Raw genomic sequence first — 22348 nt, forward strand, 5'->3', positions numbered from 1 at the left:
GGCCTGGATCGCTCATGGATCCGGCACACCACGACGACGAGCCCCGGCCGACGGGCGGCCGACGGGACCCGATCACGTCCGAACCGTTGACGCGGTCACCTGACTGCGGCTCATAATCGGTCCCACTCGATGTCATCGATGACACAAGTCAACGATGACACCTCGGTCGGCGGCGTGGACGTCGACGCCGACCTGAGACGTCACTTTTCGGTCCGTCCGCGCCGGGGCCGCGGTCACCGCTGCCCGGACGACCGCGGGACTAGGAGACACCATGAGCTCTGTACGCGTATCCCGGCCTGCCCGCATACGGATGTTGGCGGCGGTGGCGACCGTCTGCGCCCTGTCAGCAGCCCCGCTCGCCCCCCGGACGGCACTCGCGGCCGACACCCCGCCGTACACCGAGACCTACCGGCCCCAGTTCCACTTCACCCCGGAGAAGAACTGGATGAACGACCCCAACGGCCTCGTCTACTACAAGGGCGAGTACCACCTCTTCTACCAGTACAACCCGAACGGCAACTCCTGGGGCGACATGTCCTGGGGGCACGCGGTCAGCAAGGACCTCGTGCACTGGCAGGAGTTGCCGCTCGCCCTGTCGCACGACGACGAGGAGATGGTGTTCTCCGGCAGCGCGGTCGTCGACTGGAACAACACCACCGGGTTCGGCACCGAGAAGAACCCGCCCATGGTGGCGATCTACACCAGCGCCTACAAGGACGGCGGCAAGCAGGCCCAGTCGCTCGCCTACAGCACCGACCGCGGCCGTACCTGGACCAAGTACCAGGGCAATCCTGTCATCGACATCGGGTCCAAGGACTTCCGCGACCCGAAGGTCCAGTGGTACGCGCCGACCAAGAGCTGGCTCATGACGGTCTCGCTGTCCGCCGAGCACAAGGTGCGGTTCTACTCGTCGAAGAACCTCAAGGACTGGACGCAGCTCAGCGAGTTCGGGCCGGCCGGCGCGACGGGCGGCGTGTGGGAGTGCCCCGACCTGTTCCCCCTCGCGGTCGACGGAGACAGGAACAACATCAAGTGGGTGCTCGTCGTCAACCTCAACCCCGGTGGTATCGCGGGCGGTTCGGCCGCCCAGTACTTCATCGGCGACTTCGACGGCGAGAAGTTCACCGCCGACGACAAGGGCACCTACACCCCGCCCACCGGCACGGTGACGCAGGACTTCGAGAACGCCGGTTTCGGTGACTGGACGGCCACCGGCACCGCGTTCGGCCAGGGACCGGCGACCGGGGCGGTGGACGGACAGGGGGCCGTCACCGGCTTCGAGGGCAAGCACTTCGCCAACAGCTTCCATGGCGGCGACGGCGCCACCGGCACCCTCACCTCGCCCTCCTTCACCGTCGACAGCCCCTACCTGAACTTCAAGATCGGTGGCGGGCGGCACCCGCACGAGGCCGGAACCGCTCTGGACACCACTTCGCCCGAGGGCACGGTCCTCGCCGACTTCGAGAACGGAACGTACGGCGACTGGACGGCCACCGGGGACGCCTTCGGCAAAGCACCGGCCACCGGCACCCTCCCCGGCCAGCAGCAGGTCTCCGGATACCTGGGAGACGGCCTGGCCAACACCTTTCTGAACGGCGACGCCACCACCGGCACCCTCACCTCCCCTGAGTTCACCGTCGACAGGAAGTACGTCAACTTCCTCATCGGCGGCGGCAACCACCCGTCCGGCTCCGACAACCCCACCGCCGTCGAACTCCTCGTCGACGGCCAGGTCCTCCGCAGCGCCACCGGCAAGGACGCCGAAGCCCTCAACTGGGCTTCCTGGGACGTCAGCGACCTGGCCGGCAAGAAGGCGCGGATCAGGATCGTCGACGACAACACCGGTGGCTGGGGCCACCTCGACATCGACCACATCGTGCTGTCCGACACCACGGCCCAGCGCGTGTCCACGGAGACGTCCGTCAACCTGCTCGTCGACGGCAAGGTCGTCCGCAGCGCCACGGGCGCCGACAGCGAGACCCTGGACTGGGCCTCCTTCGACATGCGCCCGTACGTCGGCAAGCAGGCGCGGATCCAGGTCGTCGACAGGAACACCGCCGGCTGGGGTCACATCCTGGCCGACCGGTTCACCGCCGCCGACAAACCCGCCAAGTCCGTCGTGCAGCGCGCCGACTGGGCCGACTACGGCAAGGACTACTACGCGGCCGTGTCCTGGGAGGACGTGCCGGGCGGCAAGCGCTACATGATCGGCTGGATGAACAACTGGGACTACGGCCAGTCCGTCCCCACCTCACCCTGGCGCGGCGCGCAGAGCATCCCCCGCGAGATGGCCCTGCGCACCGTCGACGGCCGGATCCGGCTGACCAGCACGCCGGTGAGCAGCCTGGCGGCCCTGCGGAACAAGCGCCCGGCGACGGCGTACGGCGTCACCGTCAAGAACACCTCCAAGCCCCTGATCAGCCAGACGACCGAGGGCGGGGCGCTCGACGTCGAGGCGGCCTTCTCCCTCAGGGACGCCGAACGCTTCGGCCTGAAGGTCCGCACCGGCGCGGGCGGTGAGGAGACCGTCATCGGCTACGACACCACGACCCAGGAGCTGTATCTCGACCGCACCCGCTCCGGCGCCGTCGACTTCCACAACGCCTTCTCCACCGGCGTCCAGACCGCCCCCCTGAAGGCCAGGAACGGCCAGGTCAAGCTGCGTATCCTCGTCGACCGGTCGTCCGTCGAGGTCTTCGGCGGCAACGGCGAGGCAGTGATCACCGACCAGATCTTCCCCGACCCCTCCAGCACCGGCGTCGAGGTCTTCGCCGAGGGCGGCACCGCCACCCTCGACCACCTGCGGGCGTGGCAGCTGACGTCCATCTGGCGGTGACGAGCCGCAAGGGCCGTGCGCCGGCCGGCCAGGGGCGGTTTCCGGCGCGCGGCTCTGTGGGAGGCGGGCGCCGACGTGGAGCGCGGTGGGCCACCGCGCGACGGCCGCTCCCCCACGTCGGCACGCCCAACTTCGGGCCGCCGTCGGTGTTCCACGCCGGTCACGCATGCGTGGCCAGCGGATCGAGGAACGTCAGTACGGAGGCGTCCTCCTCGATCAGCGGAGTGAGTGCGGCGTTGAACGGGGCGCCGTACAGGGCGTCCAGGTGGGCCCTGAAGGCGTCCTCGTCCCGGTAGACCTCGAAGATCCAGTAGGCGCGCGGGGCGGCGGCCTTGGTGTAGACGTCGAAGGCCAGATTTCCTTCCTCCTCGCGCACTTTCAGGGCGTAGTCCCGGATCAGGCGGGCGACCTCGTCCTCCGCTCCCTCTCGGGCGGTGAACTCGGCGAGCAGGGTCTTCGTCATGGGTTCGGGTCCTTGTCAATGGGTGGAGTCGAGCCGGCGGTGCAGGCGCAGCCGGTGAGGTGGACGGCAGACGGTCCGTCAGACGTCGGCGGTGGCCCCCGACCGCACCGCCCGGCCCTCCCAGGGCGGGTTCGGTCCGGCGACCGAGCAGGTCAGGGCCGCGACCTTCGTCGCGTACCGGCAGGCTGCCTCGACATCGCCGAGACGTACGTCCGTGAGCCGGCCGCCGAGGAGTCCGTGACTGCCGAGGTGGTGCAGCAGGCCGGCGGTGAAGGAGTCCCCGGCACCGACCGTGTCGACGACCGGCGTCGCCACGGCGGGCACCCGCACCCGCTCCCCGTCGAGCGAGGCCAGGGCGCCGTCGGCACCCCGCGTGATCACGACGAGCCGCGCCCCGGCCGCATGCCAGGTGTCGCACGCCTGCTCAGGGTGCGTTCCGGGCAGGAGGAGCCCCAGGTCGTCCTCGCTGAGCCGCAGCACGTCCGCGAGGCCGCACCAGTGCGCCAGCCGGGCGCGGTAGACCTCGGGGTGCACCAGGAGCGGGCGGACGTTGGGGTCGATGCTGATGGTCGCCCCGGGGGCGGCCGCTGCCAGGAAGTCCTCCACCGCGGCTGCACCGGGTTCCTTGACCAGGGCCAGGGACCCGGTGTGCACGCACGCGGTGTCGGACAGGTCCACCCCGGCCAGTTCCGCGCTCGTCCACTGCCAGTCCGCGGTGGCCTGCGCGTGGAAGGAGAAGGTGGCCCGGCCCTGGGCGTCCAGCTCGGCCACGGCCAGCGTGCTGGGCTCGGCGGCCTCGACGGCGTACGACAGATCGACCCCGGATGCCTCCAGGTGGGCGCGGAAGAGGCGGCCGAACACATCGGCGGACAGCCGCGTGAGGAAGCGGGTCGGCGTGCCCGACCGGGCCAGGGACACGGCCGTGTTGGCCGGTCCGCCGCCCGGCAGCACTCGCAGGGCGAGTTCGTTCCGGGCGTTCGCGGGTTCGGTGAACGCGTCGGCGACGCACTCTCCCAGGACGGTGATCCGAGGCAGGGTCATGAGCTGCTCTTCTCTCGAAACGCGCGGGCGAACGGGCACGTTGCGGGCAGTCGCTGAGCGGGTTCGGGCGGGTGACCGCCCCGGGCGTTGCCGATTTGTGACGGGTGCAAGGCATTGACGTTGCCTGGAGACGGAGTCCATCATCCTCGCCAAGCAGTGTCAACGATGACATAAGTCAACGATGACACCTTGGACGGCATGCCTCGATGCCGGCCGCTCGCCCGCAATCCCGCAGGAGTCGTTCATGTCACGCATCTCTCGTCTGCCCTCCTCCCTGCTCAGAGTCGCCGCTTGCACGGGCGTCGCGGCCCTCACCCTGACCGCCTGTGGATCCGGATCCGGATCGGACTCGGCGAACGCCGGATCGGGCAGCGTCAAGGTCGGCCTGATCACCAAGACCGACACCAACCCGTTCTTCGTGAAGATGAAGGAGGGCGCGGAGAAGGCCGCCAAGGAGCACGGCGTCGAACTGTCCACCGCCGCGGGCAAGTTCGACGGAGACAACGCCGGCCAGGTCACCGCCATCGAGAACATGGTCGCCGCCGGGGTGAAGGGCATCCTGATCACCCCGAGCGACTCCAAGGCGATCGTGCCGGCACTCGAGAAGGCCAAGGCCAAGGGTGTCCTGGTCATCGCCCTGGACACCCCGACCGACCCGGAGAGCGCGGTCGACGCCCTCTTCGCCACCGACAACCTCAAGGCCGGCGAGCTGATCGGCGAGTACGCCAAGGCCGCCATGAAGGGCAAGACGGCGAAGATAGCCACGCTCGACCTCGCGCCGGGCGTCTCCGTCGGCGTCCAGCGGCACGACGGTTTCCTGAAGGGCTTCGGCGCCACCGACAAGGACGTCGTCTGCGCCCAGGACACCGGAGGCGACCAGGCCAAGGGCCAGACCGCGATGGAGAACTGCCTGCAGAAGGCGCCCGACATCAACGTCGTCTACACCATCAACGAACCGGCCGCGCTCGGCGCGTACACGGCGCTGAAGGCGAAGGGCCGGGAGAAGGACGTGCTGATCGTCTCCGTGGACGGCGGCTGCACCGGCACCCAGGCCGTCAAGGACGGCAAGATCGCCGCGACCTCGCAGCAGTACCCGCTGAAGATGGCCGCGGAGGGCGTGAAGGCCGTGGCGACATACGCCAAGGACGGCAAGAAGGCGTCCGGTTACACCGACACCGGCGTCACGCTGATCACCGACAAGGCGCAGGACGGTGTCACGTCCAAGGACACCGCCTACGGCCTGGAGAACTGCTGGGGCTGAGCCGCCGCTCGAAACCCTGCAGTTGCCGCCGCTCGAAGCACTGCGGTTGCCGCCGCCGGGCGGCCCGCAGCGGCCGCCGTTCGAACCCGGTGGCTGCCGCCGTTCGACACCCCTCAGTGGGCCGGCCGACCCCCTCCCCGACCGGGGCCGGCCGCCCCCTCGTCCTCCTGCCGTCCGACAAGGAACGGCAAGGACTTGAGCCTTCCGACAAGGACCTCGCATGACTGCCACGTCCACGCCGCCCTCGACGTCCAAGGCGTACGCCGAGCTCAAAGCACCGACCACGGTCCGCAGACTGCTCACGCAGCCGACCACCGGCCCACTGGCCGCCCTCCTCCTGGCCTGTGTCTTCTTCTCCCTCTCGACCGACCAGTTCCTCACCGGCGGCAACTTCTCGCTGATCGTGCAGCAGGTCATGGTCGTCGGAACCCTCGCCATCGGCCAGACGCTGATCATCCTCACCGCGGGCATCGACCTGTCCTGCGGAGCCGTGATGGCGTTCGGCAGCATCATGATCGCCAAGATGGCCGCCGAGGGCTCCCTGCCACCGCTCGCCGCCATCGCGCTGGGCCTGGTCGTCTGCGGCGGCTTCGGCCTGCTCAACGGGGCACTGGTGCAGAAGATCCCACTGCCGCCGTTCATCGTCACCCTCGGCATGCTCAACGTGGCGTTCGCACTGACCCACATCTACTCCGAGGAGCAGACGGTCACCAACCTGCCCGGCCCGCTGACCGCCCTCGGGCAGACCTTCCCGCTCGGCAACACCGACATCACCTACGGCTCGCTGGTCACGATCGCCCTGTTCCTCCTCCTCGCCTACGCCCTGAGCAGCACCAGCTGGGGCCGGCACGTCTACGCCCTCGGCAACAGCCCGGAGGCTGCGCGCCTGAACGGCATCCGCACCTCCCGCCTCACCATCGGCGTCTACACCGTGGCCGGTCTGCTGTACGGCATCGCCGCCCTGCTGCTCATCTCCCGCACCGGAGTCGGTGACCCCCAGGCCGGGCAGACCGACAACCTGGACAGCATCACCGCCGTGGTCCTCGGCGGCACCAGCCTCTTCGGCGGACGCGGCTCGGTGCTGGGCACGTTCATCGGCGTCCTCATCGTCGGTGTGTTCCGCAACGGCCTGCAGCTGATGGGCGTCGCCTCGATCTACCAGACCCTGATCACCGGTGTCCTGGTGATCCTCGCGGTGACCGTCGACCAGATCTCCCGGAAGAAGGCCCGATGACCAGCACCGGCTCCCCCACCCCTGTCCTGCAGGCCCGCGGTCTGGTCAAGCGCTACGGCCATGTCACCGCCATCGACGGCGCCGACTTCGACCTGATGCCCGGCGAGGTCCTCGCGGTCATCGGCGACAACGGCGCCGGCAAGACCAGCCTGATCAAGGCCCTCACGGGGGCGCTGGTCCCCGACGCGGGCGAGATTCGCCTCAACGGCAAGCCGATCACCTTCTCCGGCCCGCAGAGCGCACGCGCCCACGGCATCGAAACCGTCTACCAGGACCTCGCCGTGGCCGCCTCCATGGACATCGCGTCCAACATGTTCCTCGGCCGCGAACTGCGCCGCCCCGGCATCCTCGGCAGCGCCTTCCGCATGCTCGACAAGAAGCGCATGCGCCAGGAGGCCGCCGAGCACATGGCCGACCTGAAGATCGGCCTGCGCTCCCTGACCCAGTCGGTCGAGACCCTCTCCGGCGGTCAGCGGCAGGCCGTCGCGGTCGCCCGCGCCGTCGCATGGGCCCGCAGCGTCGTCGTCATGGACGAACCCACCGCCGCCCTCGGCGTCAAGGAGTCCGGACAGGTCCTCGACCTCATCCGCCGCGTCCGCGACAAGGGCATGCCGGTCGTCCTGATCAGCCACAACATGCCGCACGTGTTCGAGATCGCCGACCGGATCCACGTCCACCGCCTCGGCCGGCGTGCCGCCGTGATCAAGCCCTCGGACTACTCCATGGCGGAGGTCGTCGCGATCATGACCGGCGCGCTCAGCGTCGACGAGGCCGGGGGTACTGTCGTAGCGGATTCCGAGGCCGCGAAGGCCGCGGGAGTCCAGGCCAACTGAAGCACTCACAGGTTCCGGCCGAGGCCGCGGCCGGAACCGACGAGACAGGAGACCGTTTCCTCCATGGCAGCGAACCGCCGCCCGACCCTGGCAGACGTCGCCCGAGAAGTGGGCGTGAGCGCCAAGACCGTCTCCCGGGTCCTCAACGAGGACGGATACGCCTCGGAGCAGACCAGGAAACAGGTCCTCGCCGCCGTGGCCAAACTCGGCTTCCAGCCGAACCTCATGGCCCGCAACATCCGCGTCGGCGGCCCGGACACCACCATCGGCCTGGTCATCCCCGACCTGGCCAACCCCTTCTTCGGAGCCGTGGCCCGGGCCATAGAGGACGCTGTCCGCGAACGCGGACTGACCCTGCTCATGGGCTCCTCCGCGGACGACCCCGACCGCGAACGCGCCCTGACGGACAAGTTCCTCGCCCGGCGCGTCAGCATCCTGATCGTCGCGCCGTCCGTCGGCGCCGATCACTCCCACCTCAAGTCGCACCGCACGGCGGGACTGCCCATCGTCTTCCTCGACCGACCGGGAGTGGGTCTGTCCACGGACAGCATCGTCAGCTCCAACCGTGCGGGCGCCGAGGACGGCGTCGCCCACCTGATCGCCCACGGCCACCGCCGCATCGGTTTCGTCGGCGACCTGCCGGTCAAGCTGTACACCCGCCGCGAACGCCTCGCCGGATACCGCGCCGCCCTGCAGGAAGCCGGCATCCCCTACGACCGCTCGCTCGTCGCCAACGCCCACGACCAGCCGGGCGCCGAGGCCGCGACCGCCCACCTCCTCGAACTCACCGATCCCCCCACGGCCCTGTTTGCCGGCAACAACATCATGGCGCTCGGCATCGTCGCCCAACTCGCCCGCAGCAAGCGCAAGGACGTCGCCGTCGTCGCCTTCGACGACGTATCACTCGCCGAGGCACTGGAACCGGCCCTGACCGTCGTCGCCCAGGACCCCGAGGAACTCGGCCGCGCCGCCGCGGCCACCGCCCTGTCCCGCCTCGACGGCGACCGCTCCCGGGCTCGCACCATCACCGTTCCCACCCGGCTGATCATCCGGGGCTCGGGGGAGCAGCCCGTTCCCAAGCCGTAGAGACGCAGGAGGCTCACCGGTCGCCGAGATGCCGGCCTGCGTGGGTCGTGGAAGAGCCCAGGCCAGAGGCGCTGCTCCGGGGCCGCCCGACTCTCCGTACGGAGAGTCGGGCGGTACTTTCCGCCAGGGGGCGGCCGGTCACCGCTCCGCCCTAGTGCTGGTGGCGGCGTCAGAAGCCCACGGCGCCCCAGGAGTGGGCGGTGTAGTCACCCGGCCCGAATTCCCAGCCCGCCATGACGCTGTTGAGGTAGTGGTCGTTGGTGTAGAGGCCCTTGTTCAGGCCGTAGTCGAAGAACGGGGTGAGGCTGCCGGACCACCAGCCGGACCTGCTCCTGTCCAGGAAGCTGAGAGTGTGGTCGCCGTTCGGCCAGTGGTAGTCGTAGATGTCCCAGCTGCGGCCGGCCAGGCTGACGTTGGTCGCGGTCGGGATCGCTTCGCCGTTCGCGTCGTAACGGTCGGCCAGCGGCCTGGTGTTGTGCCAGTTGAGCCAGATCATCAGCTCGGTCTTGGAGTTGCGGTTGTTCGGCTCGGGGATCGGGTCGATGAAGATGTCGTACGTGGCGTTGTAGCGCGAGCCTGACTTCGGCCACGCCGACTGGCTGAACCACGTCGTGTTGTTGGGACTGACGGCGCCGATCTTCTTGGGGAGCGTGGTCACCGGGGACGACCACCCCCAGTCCTTGCCGTTGACCATGGCGACGAAGCCGGTGCCGGTCGGGGAGTTCACACCCCAGGAGTTGTCGTTGGCGTACCACGTCGAGGCGTTGCCACCGGTCGAGTAGTGCTTGAACCAGTACGTCTGCGACGCTGCCACCGCCGAGTTGGGCAGGGTGAAGACGAGAGCCAGAGCCGCGAGAAGCGCGGCCCAGCCGATACGGAATTTCATCAGCCCTCCGGAATGCGTGCTGAGTGGGGGGATCACACAGGTCAGGAGAGGTCGGTCGTCCTGCCGTGGCGGCAGAGCCACGTCGGTCTCCCCTTCGGGACGGGGGTGCGGAGCGCGGCGACCGGAAGTCAGATCTCACTTCGGGTCGCCGTAGATGACTCCGCGTCCGTTGGTCCCGAAGTAGACGCGACCGTGGACCCGGGGGTCTCCGGTCATGGTGTTGCCGGTCCAGGCGTACTGGTGCCGGTCGTCGTTGATGCGGATCCAGGTCCGGCCCGCGTCGTCGGAACGGAAGATGCCGCGCACGCCGCCGATCTTGGAGCTGGTGTAGACGGCGGGGTACGTGGCGCCGGGCGCGGCCTTGCCGAATCCGACGACATCGCCCTCGTCCACCGCCGTGAACCTGGTGAAGGACGTTCCGGAGTCGGTCGACCGCCACAGCCCGTACGGTGTGGGGGTGGTGCGCTTGCTGGTGCCGCCGGCCAGCCAGATGTCGCCCTCGTGGCCCGGTACCGGCTTGAACCGGACGTTCCCCGCGGTGGGCAGACCGGTCGCCGCCGTGGCCTCGAAGCTCTCGCCGCCGTCCGTGCTGAGGTGGAAGACGCCGGCGTCGTAGGCGTAGAACCCCGCCGGGTTGACCCGGTCGGAGCGCACCGGGGCCCCGGCCGGCAGCCCCTTCGACGCCGTCCAGGTCGCTCCGTGGTCGTCGGACCAGCTGACCGGCGCGCCGGCCGGGGACCAGACGATCCGTCTGCCGTCGGCGCTGACGGCGACGGCCTGGTCCTCGACGCCGGGCCCGGTGACGCCGGCCGGCTCACTGCGCGACGGCGTCCAGGTGCCGCCGCTGTCGGTGGAGACGGCGAAGTGCTGCGTCCAGCCGCTGGTGGGGTGGCCGACCCGCACGATGGTGTGGGGTGCCAGCTCCGCGTAGTCCAGGGCCGGGGTGCCGCCGAAGGTCGGGCTGTCGTACATCTTCGGCGCCTTGCGGAAATCCGTGTGCCGGAACCCGCCGACGTCGCCCACGCCGGAGAAGAGGTGCGCCACGCCGACGGGCGGGCTGATCACACTCATGACAGCGGTTTCCTCGAGCCCCTGGGCCCGTACGGACAGGTGCACCGTGCCACCGGTGTCCCAGTCGGTCAGGTTGTCCGCGCCGTAGATCGTCGCCCCGGTGCCGTACATGAAGTGGTCCGAGTCGAAGGGGTCGATCTGGACGGACTCCATCATCCAGCCCAGCTTCGGTGCGATCTCGGGCAGCGACGGCGAGGCGTTCCAGGTCAGCCAGGGGGCGTCGGAGATGTCGATGTCGTAGCGCAGGGTGCGCTCGTTGTCGGGGCCCAGGTCCCACGCGCGGGTCCAGTTCGCGCCGCCGTCGGTGGAGCGGAAGAGGATGCAGTCGGGCCACCACTTGACCTGGGTGGACACCATCAGGGTGTCCGGGTTCTGCCGGTCGATGGTCAGGCCGCTGTAACCGTACTGGTTGTCGTCGCTGGTGGACGGGACCGGGCTGATGCGGGTCCAGGTGTCGGTGGCGGTGTCCAGTTTCCACACGTCGCCCTTGGAGCCGTCGTACGGGCCGGCGGTGTCGCTGGTCGCCAGGTACAGGTAGCCGCCGACGTGGTCGAAGACCGCGTGGTGCGGGATGAATCCGGTGGGCTGCCCGGGTACGCGTTCCCAGGTCGCCCCCGCGTCGGTGGACCGGTACAGGATGTTGTCCTTGTCGGCGACGGTGACGTAAAGGGTCCGGGTGGCCCTGCCCGCTCTGCCGGTGCGCTTGTCGAAGACGACTTGCAGCACCCCCAGGTTGTCGCCGTTGTAGCCGTCGGGGTCGGTGGGGTCGATGACGAAGTCGCCCGCGTTGGGGAAGCTCGTCACCTTCGCGAACGTCTTGCCGTGGTCGGTGCTGCGCCACAGCCCGTGGCCCCCGCGCACTCCCAGGTAGAGGATCCTGTTGCGGTTCGGGTCGATCACCAGGCGCTCGCCGATGCCCCGGCCGGGCATGTTGCCGCCCAGGCGGAACGGCAGGGGGGTGGTCTTCCAGGTGCGGCCGCGGTCGGTAGAGCGCAGGATCGCCGCCATGCTCGGGTCCCATTCGGGCATGGTGTAGGTGCCCGCCGCCAGGTAGACGCGGTCGGGGTCGACCTCGTCGGTGGCGATGCTGATGATGCCGGTGTGTCCGTACTCGTCCCAGCCGATCCAGTCGGTGAGGGGGATCCACCGCCGGGACGCCGGGTCGAGGCGGTAGGCGCCGCCGATGTCGGTACGGGCGTACACCAGTCCGGGTTCGGACTGGTTGAAGACGATGCCCGTGACGAAGCCGCCGCCGACTATTTCCGCGTTGCGGAAGGTGTAGGGCGTGCGTCTGGCCTTCCCGGCCGCACCTGTGGACGCGGCTGAGGCAGTGGAGGGGGCGAGTACGGGGAGTGCGGCCGCGGCCGCGCCGGCGGCCAGCAGCCCTCGGCGGGAGAGGTGCGGGGCATGGGTCATGACGGGTCCTTGCCGTTCGGGTGCGCGGGAAAAGTCAGGTAACCCGGCTCCGTGACCGTTGCGTTGGGGAGTCCGACGGGCGCGATGTCCGGATCGCCGACCGTGCTGGGGCCATGGGCGGGCAGCGCGGCGGTCAGGTCCTTCTTGCTGCTCGGGACAGCTCGGCGGTTCGTCTCCAGGCTCATGCCGTTTGCCGCCCTTCGTTTTCGAGAGATCCGACCGGCGGCCGGCCGACGCTGAGTCGTCCGAGGGTGAGTCGGACTGGCGGTGAAACCGGAGTCGATGCGCTTCGATGTTTCGGTGAGACTAAGACCGTGTTTCCGGGCGCGACAACGGGCCGTCCAGGTCACTTTTCGGCAACAGGCACGGCGAAGGGCGGCTGAACGCTCCGGCCTCCATACGGCTTTGGTCGAGGTGAACCCGCCTCTTGGCGCACTCTCGGAGGGGAACGCCAGCGCTCGAGGACCGGGTTGTGGCGGCTGGAAGAGATGTGATTGACGCAGAACTCGGCACGAAATCAGAAATCGAAGCGCTTCGATACCGTGGCCCCGGCAGATGGACGGGGCGTTATCACGCCGAGGTGTCCCGCGTGACGGTGGAGGACGCGACCGTCGAGTTGTACGCCGACGGCGATTCCGGTACCGGCACGATTGCTCGCGGGCCGCCACTTCCTCGCGGGCACCGACGGCCGGTACCACCTGGCCGCTGTCGCCGACACCAAGCGGTGACGATCGATGGAATGCGGTGAAGCCCGCCGGGACAAGGTGACGACCGGTCTGACACGGTGGCGGCCGGACGCGGGTGAAACGGTCCGCCGCCGCCGCATTCCCTGCCTTCCGAGCATTGACGCACGCGGTCCGCGTGAACCTATCCTCTGCCTGGAGATGGGGCGCCCGTGCTCCGGCCGCGTCGTCGTACCGCCGTACGGCGTGGGGAGTCGGGGGCCTCCACGCCGTCCGGTCGGCGGACTCGCGGCACGCACTACGAGACGTGGCGCGCCGCCGACGTAGCGGAGGAGGGCCGGGGCGGGTATGCGACAGATCGCGCGCCATGACGTCGTCTTCGTCGCCGGCACCGCTGGAGAGCACGGACTGACGTGGTCGCAGAAGGCCCATGAACGCGAGGGATGCCACCCCCATCTTCACGGACCCCGCAACAGGAACATACGGATGGGGCGGGCACTCGACGGCACGCCCGACATGGCCGCGGTGTTGCATGCCTTCGCCGTGGTCATGGCCCACTTCGAGGCGCTGCGCACGCTGTATCCACCTGACGCGGACGGGCACCCGCGCGCGGTCGTCGTGGCCTCCGGGGTGCTCCAGGTCGACGAGTACGCCTCCGACGCTCCCCCGACACACGACGAGCTGAGCGCCTTCACCCTCCGGCTGGCCGAGCCCGGATTCGGCCCGGACGACCTGCCGTTGCGGGCCGCCGTCGTCACCGTGGACGGCAGACCCATCCACATCGCGCTGTCACTGCACCACTTCTCGGCGGACACGACGGCCGCCCGGATCGTGGCCGAACGCATAGCCCGACTGGCCACCGATCCGCGCACCGACCTCGGTTCGGGGTGGCAGCAGCGGCAGATCGCGAGCTTCGAAGCCAGCCCCTCGGGGCTGCGGCACGCCCATCGTGTCGACACCCATGACCGGGCCATGCTCCGTCAGACCGTCATGCCCGAACTCCACGCGCCGGCGAGCCACGACGGGGACGCCGTCTACAACTTCGCCTGCCTCGACTCGTCGGCGGTCGCGCTCGCGGCAGCCGCTCTGGCGAACAGGTACCGGACATCCGTGGCCGCCGTCCTGCAAGCCGCGTACGCGTGCGCGCTCGCCGAGCACCTCGGCATCGGCAGCTGCGTGTTCAACACCGTGATGGCCAATCGGCAGACCGCCTTCGCCCGCGAGGCGGTGGCCCATATCGCCGGCAGGGTCCTCGTCCCGGTCGACACGTCCCTGGGCAACGACCGGTTCCCGGCGCTGTGCCGGGCCGTCGACGCGACGCTCGTCAGGTCCTCCTCCGTCAGCCTGCGGGAGCCCGACCGCTACGCCCGGTCCCTGGCCGAGGTCTCCGCCGAACTGGGCCGCTCCGCGCACAACCCGTACGTGGTCAACATCCGCCCCATAGCGCCCCGCACGCTGATCCGAGCTCGCGCGGACAGCGCACAGCAGGACATCGAGCGAGCCATGGAATCGAGCCGTTGCAGACGATTCCCCAAACCTGTCGACCCATACTCCGGAAAGCTCTGCTTCGATGTGTGGGGTATGTCCGAGACGGCCGGCATCAGTCTCGGGACTGATGCGACGTCTTTCCACGCGACGGATCTCGAACAGATACTCCTCTCCTTCGAAAGGCGGCTGGTCGGAGCCGCGATCGGCGGTCACGCCGCACGGAGTGGTTCCTTCACCGACGCCTAGAGACGCGGCGGCCTGAGGATGGCCGACCCGAATTCCGGCTCGGCCTGGGTGCGTTTAGTGGGGAACGCACCATGAAGAAACCGGCCGCCCTGGCCATGACCGGCGCCGTCGTCGGCGGCAGCCTGCTGGTCACCACGACACCTGCCGCCGCGGGGAAACAGGCCGAAGAAGCCGCCCAGTTGGCGACCGCAGGTCAGGAGCCCTTAGCCACCGGCTCCAGAATCGCCACACACTCCACGTGATGCGTCATCGGAAACAGATCGAACACCCGCAGCGTCCGCACCCGGTACCCCCCGTCCCGGAAGTACCCCAAGTCCCGGGCCAGCGCCGCCGGATCGCACGCCACGTACGCGACGCGCCGTGCTCCCAGTGACGCGAGATGCGCCACCGTCTTGCGGCCCGCCCCGGCCCGCGGAGGGTCGAGGACGATCAGGTCGACGTCGGTGATCCCGGTGCGCGGCAGAACCGTCTCCACCTTGCCCTGCTCGATGCGTACCCGGTCGAAGTCGGCCAGGTTGTGCCGGGCGTCCTCCACCGCGCGCTTGCCGGACTCGATGCCGAGGACCGCGCCCTGGTCGCCGAGTCGGTCGGCGAGCGCGCCCGCGAAGAGGCCGACGCCGCAGTACAGGTCCAGCGCAGTCTCGCCCTTGCGGGGCAGCAGGCCCTGCATGACGGCCGTGACCAGGGTGTCGGCCGCCTTCGGGTGGACCTGCCAGAAGCCGCCGCTGCCGACGCGGTGCGTGCGGCCGTCCGCGCGCTCGCGGACGAAGGGCCGGCCGTGGACGCGGTGGACGCCGCCGTCCTTCTCCCCGACCCGCATCACCGACACCGGGCGGTCCAGTTCGACGATCGGCAGCCTCGCGCCGGGCTTCGGCGTCAGGATCACCTGCCGGTCCTGCGAACCGGTCGCCGCGATCGCCTCCACCGACGCCATGCCGGTCCAGTCGCGCTTTTCGACGCCCAGCTCGCTGACGCCCTCGGCGGCGATCATGCAGTGGTCGATCGGCTCCACCTCGTGCGAGCGGTGCCGGCGCAGTCCGGCGTGGCCGTCGGCGTCGACGGCGTACTGCACCCGCGTGCGCCACTGCGGTACCTGGCCCGCGGGCAGCTTGTCCCCTTCGGCCGGCATCACCGTGCCGTCCCAGCCGACGTCCTCCGGCGTCAGTCCCGCGAGCCGCTGCAACTGCTCGGCGACGACCTCGCCCTTCATCCGGCGCTGCGCCCCCGGCTTGGCGTGCTGCCAGTCGCAGCCGCCGCAGCGGCCGGGGCCGGCGAAGGGGCAGGGCGCCTCGATGCGGTCCTTGGACGCCGTCAGGATCTCGACGGCGTCCGCGCGCAGGAAGCGGTCGCCTTCCTCGCCCTCCGTCACCCGGGCCACGACCCGCTCGCCCGGCAGTGTGTGCCGGACGAAGAGCACCTGCCCGGCGTCGGTGCGGGCGATGCAGTGCCCTCCGTGGGCGACGGGGCCGATCTCGACCTCGTACTCCTCGCCCACCAGCGACTTCTTCTGTTCTGCCTGCATGGTGGGGTGACTCCAGATCGAGAGGGTGACGGAACGGCCCTGAACAGGGGCCGCGGGGGGCCGGGCCGGGCCCGACAACAGCCCACCAGTCTACGTGCTCCCCGTCCGGCCCCGGCCCCGGTCAGTGCTGGGCGTCGGGCTCCTTGGCACGTTCCTGAGCGGGCCCGCGCCGCACCGCACCCGGCGCGTTCCACTCCTGCCGCTTGCGGGCACGGGCCTTGGCCACCTCGGAGGACTGCAGCTGGTACGGCACCGAGGTCACCATGATGCCCGGCGTGAACAGCAGCCGGCCCTTCAGCCGGAGCGCGCTCTGGTTGTGCAGCAGATGCTCGTACCAATGCCCGACGACGTACTCGGGGATGATGACCGAGACCGCGTCGCGCGGGGATTCCTTGCGCAGGCTCTTCACGTACTCGATGACCGGCCGCGTGATCTCGCGGTAGGGCGAGTCCAGCACCTTCAGCGGCACGTCGATGCCGCGCCGTTCCCATTCCGCGCGCAGCGCCTTGGTCTCCGCCGGGTCGACGTTGACGCTGAGCGCCTCCAGGGTGTCCGAGCGCAGCAGCTTGGCGTAGGCGAGGGCGCGCAGGGCGGGGCGGTGGATCTTGGAGACGAGGACGACGGAGTGCACCCGGGACGGCCGCACGATGTCGTCGCTCGGGCCCTCGGGGGCGGCGAGTTCCTCGGAGACGTGGTCGTAGTGGCGGCGGATCGCCGTCATCGTGCCGTAGAAGATCACCATGCCGAGCAGGGCCACCCAGGCGCCGTGCGTGAACTTGGTGACGAGCACGACGATCAGCACCAGGCCGGTGAAGAAGGCGCCGAAGGTGTTGATCGCGCGGGAGCGGATCATGTGGCGTCGCTTGGCCTGGTCGGTCTCGGTGCGCAGATGGCGGTTCCAGTGGCGGACCATGCCGATCTGGCTGAGCGTGAAGGACACGAACACGCCGACGATGTAGAGCTGGATCAGACGCGTGGAGTCTGCGCCGTAGATCCACACCAGCAGGATGGCCGCGCCCGCCAGGAGCACGATGCCGTTGGAGAAGGCGAGCCGGTCGCCGCGGGTGTGCAGCTGGCGCGGCAGATAGCGGTCCTGGGCGAGGATCGAGCCGAGCACCGGGAAGCCGTTGTAGGCGGTGTTCGCCGCGAGGAACAGCACCAGCGCGGTGGCCGCGGCGAGCACGATGAACAGGAAGCTGCCCTTGCCGAAGACCGCCTCGGCGACCTGGCTGATCACCGGGTTCTGTACGTAGTCCGCACCGACCGCGACGCCGTCCTTGAGCAGGTCGACGGCCGGGTTCTCGGCCATGCGGACCTTGGTGACCAGCGCGAGCACGATGATGCCGCAGAACATGGTGACGGCCAGCAGGCCCATCAGCGCGAGGGTGGTCGCGGCGTTCTTCGACTTGGGCTTGCGGAAGGCGGGGACGCCGTTGGAGATGGCCTCGACGCCGGTGAGCGCGGCACAGCCGGAGGAGAAGGCGCGCAGCAGCAGGAAGACGAGCGCGAAGCCCGCCAGTCCCTCGTGCTCCGGCTTGATCTCGTACGACGCCGTGGGGGCCCGCATGGTGTCGTCCAGGACGAGCGCGCGGAACGCGCCCCAGGCGATCATCGTGAAGACACCCGCGACGAAGACGTACGTCGGGATCGCGAAGAGGCTGCCGGACTCCCTGACGCCGCGCAGGTTCATCAGGGTCAGCAGCACGATCACGGCGACCGCGCACTCGACCTTGTGCTCGACCACGAAGGGGACCGCGGAACCGAGGTTCTCGATGCCGGAGGAGATGGAGACGGCGACGGTCAGGACGTAGTCGACGAGCAGGGCGCTGGCGACCGTGAGACCGGCCTTGGGGCCGAGGTTGGTGGTGGCCACCTCGTAGTCGCCGCCGCCGCTGGGGTAGGCGTGCACGTTCTGCCGGTAGGAGGCGACCACCGTGAACATCAGCACGACGACCGCGAGGGCGATCCAGGGGCTGAAGTGGTAAGCCGACAGGCCCGCGATGGACAGGACCAGCAGCACCTCTCCCGGTGCGTACGCCACGGAGGACAGCGGGTCGGAGGCGAATACGGGCAGGGCGATGCGCTTCGGCAGGAGCGTTTCAGCCAGCCGATCACTGCGCAGCGCGCGCCCGATCAGAATCCGCTTGGGCACGTCGGTCAGTTTGGACACAACAGAGAATCGTAGGCCCCCTGCCTGGGGCGGAGCACATCCGGGTGAAATCGCGCGCGGCGCGGGGGTGAATTCACCGTCGCGCTCGCGCCGGGCACCGGCCCGGGAGGCAGGCGCGTGCCTCCATGACCTGCGTCGGTTCGGCTCATCACATCCGGGAGACCTCATGTCGCACGCGACCGCCCAGCTCGTCGGTGCCCTCGTCGCGCTCGCCGGACTCGCCGCTCTGGCACTGGCCAGTGTCCGGAGCTTCAACCGCCGCTGAGACGCGGGCCGATGGCGGCCCGCTCACTGCCACGTCCACGGGGACAGCCCGGCCGTCTCCCGCCGTCTCCCGCCGTCTCCCGCCGTCCGGCAGCCTGGGCCACTCTGCTCGATGCCGGCCCGAAGACGCCTGAACCACGACGCCCCGAGCACGTCGGCCGCCTCCTCCGACCGCCGCCACCGACAGGTCACCGGCACGCCCGCGGCGCCTCGGTCGGCCTGCCCTCGGTCGGCCTGCCCGGACCCGCGATCCGGCCGGTACGGATACCCCGTCAGGGGCTGTCGGACCCTGACGTTACGGTGGACTGAGGCACATCCGAGCCCAGGATCCGACCACGAGGGATCATCGGGGGGTTTCCCCGGCATGATGTTTCCCAGCGGTCCGGGACCGGGCCGCGAGTGTTGCCCGGCGAGCCGAGAGAAGGTTATGAGCACCACGTTCACGCAAGTCAGACGCCTAACGAGGAGTGCGGGGTAAGCGCCGTGCACATCGTCATCATGGGTTGCGGAAGGGTGGGCTCCGCTCTTGCCCAGACCCTGGAGCAACAGGGGCACACGGTCGCCGTGATCGACCAGGACCCCACCGCTTTCCGCCGGCTGGGCCCCGGATTCGGCGGCCGTCGGGTGACCGGCGTCGGCTTCGACCAGGACACCCTGCGCGAGGCGGGCATCGAAGAGGCGGGCGCCTTCGCCGCCGTCTCCAGCGGTGACAACTCCAACATCATCTCCGCGCGCGTCGCCCGCGAGATGTTCGGCGTGGAGAATGTCGCGGCCCGTATCTACGACCCCCGCCGTGCCGAGGTCTACCAGCGCCTGGGCATCCCCACCGTGGCCACGGTCCGTTGGACGGCCGACCAGATGCTGCGCCGTCTGCTGCCCTCCGGCGCCGAGCCGCTGTGGCGGGACCCCACCGGCGGCGTCCAGCTCGCCGAGGTGCACACGTCCCCGTCCTGGGTGGGTCACAGGATCAGCAGGCTGCAGGAGGAGACGGGCGTTCGCGTCGCGTTCCTGACCCGGCTCGGTGAGGCCATCCTGCCCTCGTCGCAGACGGTGCTGCAGGAGGGCGACCTGGTGCACGTGATGATGCGCACCGAGGAGATCGACAAGGTCGAGGCGGCGTTCGCCAAGGGTCCCGAAGAGGAGGGCGGTCACTGATGAGGGTCGCCATTGCCGGTGCCGGCGCGGTGGGCCGCTCCATCGCGGGCGAACTGCTGGAGAACGGCCACGAGGTCCTGCTCATCGACAAGGCGCCGACCGCCATCTCGGTCGAGCGCGTCCCGCAGGCGGAGTGGCTGCTGGCCGACGCCTGCGAGATCACATCGCTGGACGAAGCGGCGCTTCAGCGCTGCAACGTGGTGATCGCCGCGACGGGAGACGACAAGGTCAACCTGGTCATCTCCCTGCTGGCGAAGACGGAGTACGGCGTTCCGCGCGTCGTGGCCCGAGTGAACAACCCCAAGAACGAGTGGTTGTTCAACGAGGCCTGGGGTGTGGACGTCGCGGTCTCCACCCCCCGTCTGATGTCGGCCCTGGTCGAGGAGGCGGTGAGCGTCGGCGACCTGGTCCGTCTGCTCCGCTTCAGCCACGGCGACGCCAACCTCGTCGAGCTGACCCTTCCGGAGGAGTCGGCCCTGGCCGGCACCCAGGTCGGCGACGTGGAGTGGCCGGAGGACACCTCCCTGGTCACCATCATCCGCGGCACCCGGGTCCTGACCCCGTCCCGCGAGGACTCCCTCGAAGCGGGCGACGAGCTCCTCTTCGTCGCCGCCCAGGCGAGGGAGGAGCAGCTGGAGGACCTGCTGTCGGTGCGCCGCGAGGGCACCAAGAGCTGAGCCTTCACGGGCTGTGACGACGGAGGGCGCCCCCGAGTGTTCGGGGGCGCCCTCCGTCGTCGTAGGGACCGTCAGCCTTCTCGGCGGTGCCGCCCGCCGGCGGCCTCCTCCTGCTCCGCGGACGACTGCTCCGTGAACCGCTCCGCGGCCGACGCCGCCTTGCGCTCCTCCTCGGCCTTCTCCGCCGCCTCCATCTCCGCGAACACGTCGATCGGGGCGGGCGCCTTCGCGAGGAACACCCATGTCAGCCACACGGCCAGCAGGAACGGCGGGATCTTCAGGGCGACCAGCACCCATCCCAGCTGCGTGGTGTCCGCCCACCAGTACAGCGGGAAGAGGATCGCGCACTTGGCGAGCAGGATCGCGCCCCAGGCGTAACTGGCCTTCGCGTAGGCCTTCTTGCGGCCGGGGTTGCGCGTGCGCCAGGAGAGGTTCTCCTTGAACACCGGCCCCAGGATCAGTCCGATCAGCGGTACGCCGCACAGGGTCGTGATGATGTACGCGAGTCCCAGCCCCAGCGTGTAGAGCATGCCGGGCAGGTAGAAGTCCTTCGCGTTGCCCGTCATCATCGCGAACACGACGCCGAAGGCGACGCCGAAGACCCCGCTGAACGCGTGCTTGACGGTGTCCCGCATCGCCAGGCGCACCACCACGAGCACCAGGGACACCGCGAGCGCGGCGATCGCCGACAGGTGCAGGTCCTTGTTGATCGTGTAGATGGTGACGAAGAGCAGGCCGGGCAGCACCGTCTCGATCATGCCGCGCATGCCGCCGAAGGCCTCGAACAGCGCGGCCTCGGTCACCGCCCGGGCGTCGTGCTCGGCGTCTGCGGTGGTGTCTTCGGTCGGCTTGTCGAGCGACGTCACCGGCTACTCCCGTCCGAGGGGTCTCAGTTCGTATTTCGGGTTGAACAACACCCGGCGGCCCCGGCTCATGGCGATCCGGCCCGATGCGATCAGTCGGCGCCCCGGCTCTATCCCGACTATGGAGCGCCTGCCGAGCCACACCACGTCCAGCGCGGCGGAGCCGTCGAACAGCTCGGCCTCCAGAGCCGGGACTCCCGCACGGGGCCGCAGCGTGACCGTGCGCAAGGTACCAGTAACCGTCACCACCTGTCGGTCATGACAGTCACCGATCTTGATACAGCCGGCCGTCTCGGCGTCCTCACGCAGCTCCTCGGACTCCAGGTCCTCCTGCGACGAGGAGAGCCGGTCGAGCATGCGCCGGAACCGGCCCACCGACTTTTCGGAACGAGGAACAGCACTCATGTCTTGAAGCGTACCGGGGCCCGCCGACACCTTCGTACCCACCGTACCGACGCTCGAACCGACCCCTTTCGACCAGCCGGTTTTCCCGAGGGCGTCCGGACGCTCCCGCGCCGCAGTGCCGGGGCTCAGCCGGGGTTGTCGCCGTGGGTGAGGGTCTCCCAGGCGACGAAGAGGTTGTTGCTGCCGGCCGGGCGGTTGCGGTCGTTGAGCGTCCCGGTGTCGGTCATGGCACGGCCGGGCCGGTCGGCCAGGGCCTTGTGCCCGACCTCGGTGACCGGGCCGAGCCCGCGGTGCAGCGAGCCACCGCACAGCCAGCCGGGTACGGCCGCCCCGAACGCGTACCTGGCCTGGAACCCGAGCGCGTGCCGCAGCCGCTCGCCGACGGCGGTGCCTACAGGTCCTGGCCCTGGATCCGGCTGGTCTCCGCGACGTGCGAGACGGCGGAGATGCCTTACCCGGTGAGGGTGAGGTCGCGGCAGGTCTCCTGGGTGAGGCCGGTGACGAGGGTGGACTGTCCCTGCCGGTACCTGACGATCTTGTCGCGGGTGTCGGGGTTCTGGCTCGGCACGGTCCTGGGCACCTCGCCGTCGGAGGACAGGTAGACGCAGGCGGCGGTGCGAGTGCGGAACTTCGCCATGGCCCTGTCGTACGACGCCTTGTCCTCCAGGAGGACGGAGATGCCGACGGCGGCCTCCATCATCGACAGTTCCCAGTTGCGCCGGCCGCGTCCTCGGCGGTCCGCGCACGA

The 22348-nt window shown here is 69.7% G+C and carries 17 protein-coding genes and 1 pseudogene; 8 read left to right on the forward strand and 10 right to left on the reverse strand.

Annotation, left to right across the window (positions count from 1 at the left end):
• The first annotated feature begins 271 nt into the window (after nucleotides 1-271).
• Nucleotides 272-2836, forward strand: coding sequence for a GH32 C-terminal domain-containing protein (locus ACWCPI_RS01760; RefSeq protein ID WP_451036210.1), 2565 nt, complete (start codon nucleotides 272-274; stop codon nucleotides 2834-2836).
• Nucleotides 2837-2996: 160 nt separating this feature from the next.
• Here ACWCPI_RS01760 and ACWCPI_RS01765 read toward each other — a convergent pair whose 3' ends face one another.
• Together ACWCPI_RS01765 and ACWCPI_RS01770 are read right to left on the reverse strand one after the other, a co-directional pair.
• On the reverse strand, nucleotides 2997-3299 hold the full coding sequence (locus ACWCPI_RS01765) for a putative quinol monooxygenase (protein ID WP_451036211.1): 303 nt from the start codon (nucleotides 3297-3299) through the stop codon (nucleotides 2997-2999).
• 78 nt (nucleotides 3300-3377) lie between these two features.
• Nucleotides 3378-4340: a carbohydrate kinase family protein gene (locus tag ACWCPI_RS01770; protein WP_451036212.1), complete on the reverse strand. Its 963-nt coding sequence runs from the start codon at nucleotides 4338-4340 to the stop codon at nucleotides 3378-3380.
• Nucleotides 4341-4584: 244 nt separating this feature from the next.
• Here ACWCPI_RS01770 and ACWCPI_RS01775 point away from each other — a divergent pair, with 244 nt between their 5' ends.
• The 4 genes from ACWCPI_RS01775 (at nucleotide 4585) to ACWCPI_RS01790 (ending at nucleotide 8754) form a co-directional block, all read left to right on the forward strand.
• Nucleotides 4585-5601 (forward strand): substrate-binding domain-containing protein, encoded by a 1017-nt coding sequence (locus tag ACWCPI_RS01775; protein ID WP_451036213.1) that lies wholly within the window; start codon nucleotides 4585-4587, stop codon nucleotides 5599-5601.
• Nucleotides 5602-5821: 220 nt separating this feature from the next.
• A complete protein-coding gene (locus ACWCPI_RS01780; RefSeq protein ID WP_451036214.1) occupies nucleotides 5822-6835 on the forward strand; it encodes an ABC transporter permease in 1014 nt (337 codons plus the stop codon).
• Nucleotides 6832-7668 carry an ATP-binding cassette domain-containing protein gene (locus ACWCPI_RS01785; RefSeq protein ID WP_451036215.1) on the forward strand — a complete coding sequence of 279 codons (837 nt, stop codon included), beginning with the start codon at nucleotides 6832-6834 and terminating at the stop codon, nucleotides 7666-7668. The genes ACWCPI_RS01780 and ACWCPI_RS01785 overlap by 4 nt, the downstream gene beginning before the upstream one ends.
• Before the next feature lie 63 nt (nucleotides 7669-7731).
• Complete coding sequence (locus tag ACWCPI_RS01790; protein ID WP_451036216.1) at nucleotides 7732-8754, forward strand: LacI family DNA-binding transcriptional regulator; 1023 nt, start codon at nucleotides 7732-7734, stop codon at nucleotides 8752-8754.
• Between the two features lie 169 nt (nucleotides 8755-8923).
• Here ACWCPI_RS01790 and ACWCPI_RS01795 read toward each other — a convergent pair whose 3' ends face one another.
• From ACWCPI_RS01795 to ACWCPI_RS01805, 3 genes are all read right to left on the reverse strand, one after another.
• Complete coding sequence (locus ACWCPI_RS01795; protein WP_451036217.1) at nucleotides 8924-9640, reverse strand: GH12 family glycosyl hydrolase domain-containing protein; 717 nt, start codon at nucleotides 9638-9640, stop codon at nucleotides 8924-8926.
• Between the two features lie 135 nt (nucleotides 9641-9775).
• Nucleotides 9776-12127 carry a xyloglucanase gene (locus ACWCPI_RS01800; RefSeq protein ID WP_451036218.1) on the reverse strand — a complete coding sequence of 784 codons (2352 nt, stop codon included), beginning with the start codon at nucleotides 12125-12127 and terminating at the stop codon, nucleotides 9776-9778.
• Complete coding sequence (locus ACWCPI_RS01805; RefSeq protein ID WP_451036219.1) at nucleotides 12124-12312, reverse strand: hypothetical protein; 189 nt, start codon at nucleotides 12310-12312, stop codon at nucleotides 12124-12126. Before ACWCPI_RS01805 ends, ACWCPI_RS01800 begins: the two co-directional genes overlap by 4 nt.
• Before the next feature lie 984 nt (nucleotides 12313-13296).
• Between ACWCPI_RS01805 and ACWCPI_RS01810 the strand changes: the two genes are divergently transcribed.
• Nucleotides 13297-14544, forward strand: a complete 1248-nt coding sequence (locus ACWCPI_RS01810) for a condensation domain-containing protein (protein ID WP_451036220.1) — start codon at nucleotides 13297-13299, stop codon at nucleotides 14542-14544.
• Nucleotides 14545-14737: 193 nt separating this feature from the next.
• Here ACWCPI_RS01810 and ACWCPI_RS01815 read toward each other — a convergent pair whose 3' ends face one another.
• Together ACWCPI_RS01815 and ACWCPI_RS01820 are read right to left on the reverse strand one after the other, a co-directional pair.
• Nucleotides 14738-16066 (reverse strand): class I SAM-dependent RNA methyltransferase, encoded by a 1329-nt coding sequence (locus tag ACWCPI_RS01815; protein WP_451036221.1) that lies wholly within the window; start codon nucleotides 16064-16066, stop codon nucleotides 14738-14740.
• Nucleotides 16067-16187: 121 nt separating this feature from the next.
• Nucleotides 16188-18236, reverse strand: a complete 2049-nt coding sequence (locus ACWCPI_RS01820; protein ID WP_451036222.1) for an APC family permease — start codon at nucleotides 18234-18236, stop codon at nucleotides 16188-16190.
• 747 nt (nucleotides 18237-18983) lie between these two features.
• On the opposite strand from ACWCPI_RS01820, the gene ACWCPI_RS01825 reads away from it, so the two are divergent.
• Nucleotides 18984-19655, forward strand: a complete 672-nt coding sequence (locus tag ACWCPI_RS01825; RefSeq protein ID WP_388810540.1) for a potassium channel family protein — start codon at nucleotides 18984-18986, stop codon at nucleotides 19653-19655.
• Nucleotides 19655-20332: a potassium channel family protein gene (locus tag ACWCPI_RS01830; RefSeq protein ID WP_451036223.1), complete on the forward strand. Its 678-nt coding sequence runs from the start codon at nucleotides 19655-19657 to the stop codon at nucleotides 20330-20332. The genes ACWCPI_RS01825 and ACWCPI_RS01830 overlap by 1 nt, the downstream gene beginning before the upstream one ends.
• Nucleotides 20333-20403: 71 nt before the next feature.
• Here the strand turns inward: ACWCPI_RS01830 and ACWCPI_RS01835 are convergent, their stop codons facing one another.
• The 3 genes and pseudogenes from ACWCPI_RS01835 to ACWCPI_RS01845 all read right to left on the reverse strand — a co-directional run.
• Nucleotides 20404-21198: a DUF3159 domain-containing protein gene (locus tag ACWCPI_RS01835; RefSeq protein ID WP_451036224.1), complete on the reverse strand. Its 795-nt coding sequence runs from the start codon at nucleotides 21196-21198 to the stop codon at nucleotides 20404-20406.
• A gap of 3 nt (nucleotides 21199-21201) precedes the next feature.
• The gene (locus tag ACWCPI_RS01840; protein ID WP_451036225.1) at nucleotides 21202-21600 is read right to left on the reverse strand and encodes an OB-fold nucleic acid binding domain-containing protein; all 399 of its coding nucleotides are present in this window, start codon (nucleotides 21598-21600) and stop codon (nucleotides 21202-21204) included.
• A 125-nt stretch (nucleotides 21601-21725) separates the two neighbouring features.
• Nucleotides 21726-22318, reverse strand: a pseudogene (locus tag ACWCPI_RS01845) (alginate lyase family protein); the annotation flags it as partial.
• Nucleotides 22319-22348 lie beyond the last annotated feature (30 nt).

The organism is Streptomyces sp. NPDC001920 (genome assembly GCF_053594495.1).